A 2,890-nucleotide genomic window follows, 5' to 3' on the forward strand; every position below is an offset into this window, starting at 1 on the left:
CCATTGCCGGGTTGCTGGAAGGCGACCACCTGGTCAACACCAACCTGCCGTGGCCGGTCTCCGTGGCGGCCACCCGCCGCGATGCCGGGCTCGCCACGCTGGACCTGATCAACGATTTCGAAGCCGTTGCCTATGCGATTCCTCACGTGGCACCGGAAACCCTGGTGGCATTGAATGGCGAACCGGCCGACGGCAGCCGCTGGCCGGCCTTGGTGCTGGGCCCGGGCACGGGTTTGGGCGGCGCCTTGCGTTTCGAAGCCGGCGCACGCGCCGTGCTTGCCAGCGAGGCCGGGCATGCCGCGCTCGGCGCGGGCAACGCGCTGGAACTGCAGGTGCTGCAGCAGATGCTGGAACGCTGGGAGCACGTGGACAACGAGCGCATCCTGTCCGGCAGCGGCCTGATGAACCTGTACCCGTGCCTGTGCGGCATTCGCGGGGTGGAACCACAGTGGACCACCCCGGAAGCGTTGATCGCCGCCGCGCATGCGGGCGAAGACGCGCTGGCGGTGGAGACGATGGAAGTGTTCTGCGGCTGGCTGGGCAGCCTGGCCGGTGACCTGGCGGTGACCTTCGGGGCGCGCTCGGTGTACCTGACCGGCGGCATCTCCAGCCACGTGGCGCGCTTCCTGGACAATGGCCACTTCCGCACCCGTTTCCTGGCCAAGGGCGTGATGCGCCGGGTGCTGGAGCAGGTGCCGGTATGGCGGGTAGAGCACGGCGAACTCGGCGTGGTCGGCGCAGCCGTCTGGCATGCCGAACACCGCTGCGCGGCCGCATGAGCATGGCGTAGGGAGAGCAACGAGTGACTGATCGCAGGCAATTCCTCCAGGCCGGTGCATTGGCCGCAGGTGTCATGGCATTTCCCCGCGTGCAAGCCCAGGCCAGCGGACGCGCGCGCGTGGTCTCCACCTGGGATTTCGGCGTAGGGGCCAACCAGGCCGCGTGGAAGGTATTGTCCACCGGCGGCAGTGCGCTGGACGCGGTGGAAACCGGGGCGCGCTGGGCGGAAAGCGAGCTGTGCAATCCCACGGTGGGGCGCTGCGGCAACCCGGACCGCGACGGCGTGCTGAGCCTGGATGCCAGCATCATGGCCGGCGACGGCCGCTGTGGTTCGGTGGCGGCGTTGAGCGAGATCCTGCACCCGGTATCGGTTGCCCGCAAAGTAATGGAGCAGACCCCGCACGTGATGCTGGTGGGGGAGGGCGCCCAGCAGTTCGCGGTGCAGCAGGGCTTCAAGCGCGAAAAACTGCTCACGCCGGCGGCCGAAAAGGCCTGGCGCGAGTGGTTGAAGACCGCGCAGTACACCCCCGAGATCAACGCCGAACGGCGCACGCGGCCGGGCGACAGCAGCAACCATGACACGCTGGGTATCCTCGCCATGGACACGCAGGGCCAACTGGCCGGCGCCTGCACCACCAGCGGCATGGCGTGGAAGCTGCATGGGCGGGTAGGTGACAGCCCGATCATCGGTGCCGGCCTGTACGTGGACAACGAGGTAGGCGCGGCAACCGCATCGGGCGTGGGCGAGGAAATGATCCGCAACGCGGCGTCGTTCCTGGTGGTGGAACTGATGCGCCAGGGCCGCTCGCCGGCCGAGGCCTGCCGTGAGGCCATCGCGCGGGTGGTACGCAAGCGCCCCGAAGCCAGCAAGACGCTGCAGGTCTGTTTCCTGGCCCTGGACCGCAATGGCGAGGTCGGCGCCTACGCGCTGCATCGCGGTTTCGTCTATGCGGTATGCGACAAGGACCGCCAGGACGACCTGCGCGATTCGGCCTCTGTGTACACCAGCGAGCAGACCTGAGCATGCAGCGGCGCACCCTCGAGATCGCCTCCAACTCCGTTGCATCGGCCCTGGCGGCGCAGCAGGGCGGTGCCGACCGCATCGAGCTCTTCGACAACCTGGCCGAGGGCGGCACCACGCCCTCCCACGGCAGCATCGCGGTGGCGAGGGACCGCTTGCGGATTCCGCTGTTCGTGCTCATCCGCCCGCGCCCGGGTGACTTTCGCTACGACGCACTGGAAACCGACATCATGCTGCGTGACATCGCGCAGTGCCGGCAGCTGGGTTGCGACGGCGTGGTGATCGGCGCGCTGGACGCGGACGGCGACATTGACTCCACGCTGTGCCGCGAGCTGATCGCGGCCGCCGGCCCCATCGGCATCACCTTCCACCGCGCCTTCGACGCCGCACGCGACCTGCCGGCGGCGTTGGAGCAGGTTATCGCACTGGGCTGCCAGCGGGTGCTGAGCTCCGGTGGCAAGGCCAGCGCGGAAGCGGGCAGCAACATGCTGGCCAGGCTGGTCGCGCAGGCAGGCGATCGCCTGTCGGTGATGGCGGGCGCGGGTATCGGGCCGGGCAACATCGCCAGCATCGCCGCAGCGACCGGGTGCCGCGAACTGCATGCATCGGCCAAGGCGGTCCGCGCCTCGGGCATGCGTTATCGCAACGCCGACCTGCGTGGCCTGGACAACGACTGGACGCAGACGGATGCCGCGACTGTGGCCGCGTTGCGCGCTGCATTTGACGGGCTCGTCTCGTAAGGCAACGGCAACTGCAACGGCAGCGTCTCTGGTGCTACGAGCAGGGAGGCAGTCGGGCAGCCCCTTACGGGACACGCCGCAAGTACGTCCTTGTAGGCTTGGCAAAAACATCCATGTTTTTGACAGTCCCTCCAGGGGCTGCCCGCCTGCCTCCCCGACGGATTGCGTGCGCGGTTGGGAAAAGCAACCACGCAGGGCGTGGCTCTACGCGCTTGCCGTTGCCTTCCCCTTGGCCACCAACACACTGTCAGAGGGTCGGCGGGTGTGGGGGTACGGGGGCTTTACCAAACATGGATGTTTGGTAAGAGCCCCCATGGAAGGGTTCACGGCGCCCCCCGTACCCCCACAC

At 68.3% G+C, this 2,890-nt stretch carries 3 protein-coding genes; all 3 read left to right on the forward strand.

Annotation, left to right across the window (positions count from 1 at the left end; genetic code table 11):
• Nucleotides 1–779, forward strand: a 779-nt coding sequence (locus QMX79_RS20450) for a glucokinase (RefSeq protein ID WP_282248411.1), incomplete at its 5' end; no start/stop codon positions are given.
• A gap of 23 nt (nt 780–802) precedes the next feature.
• Nucleotides 803–1,801 (forward strand): N(4)-(beta-N-acetylglucosaminyl)-L-asparaginase, encoded by a 999-nt coding sequence (locus QMX79_RS20455; protein ID WP_282248413.1) that lies wholly within the window; start codon nt 803–805, stop codon nt 1,799–1,801.
• A gap of 2 nt (nt 1,802–1,803) precedes the next feature.
• Nucleotides 1,804–2,541, forward strand: coding sequence for a copper homeostasis protein CutC (locus tag QMX79_RS20460; RefSeq protein ID WP_282248414.1), 738 nt, complete (start codon nt 1,804–1,806; stop codon nt 2,539–2,541).
• Nucleotides 2,542–2,890: the final 349 nt, after the last annotated feature.

Origin of the sequence: Stenotrophomonas sp. PS02300, assembly GCF_029959395.1 — a bacterium.
GTDB classification, from domain to species: Bacteria; Pseudomonadota; Gammaproteobacteria; order Xanthomonadales; family Xanthomonadaceae; genus Stenotrophomonas; species Stenotrophomonas maltophilia_AD.

Bases quoted from the DNA above. Each gene is read 5' to 3' on its own strand.
- QMX79_RS20460 (WP_282248414.1), top strand. From the start codon at position 1,804: ATGCAGCGGCGCACCCTCGAGATCGCCTCCAACTCCGTTGCATCGGCC.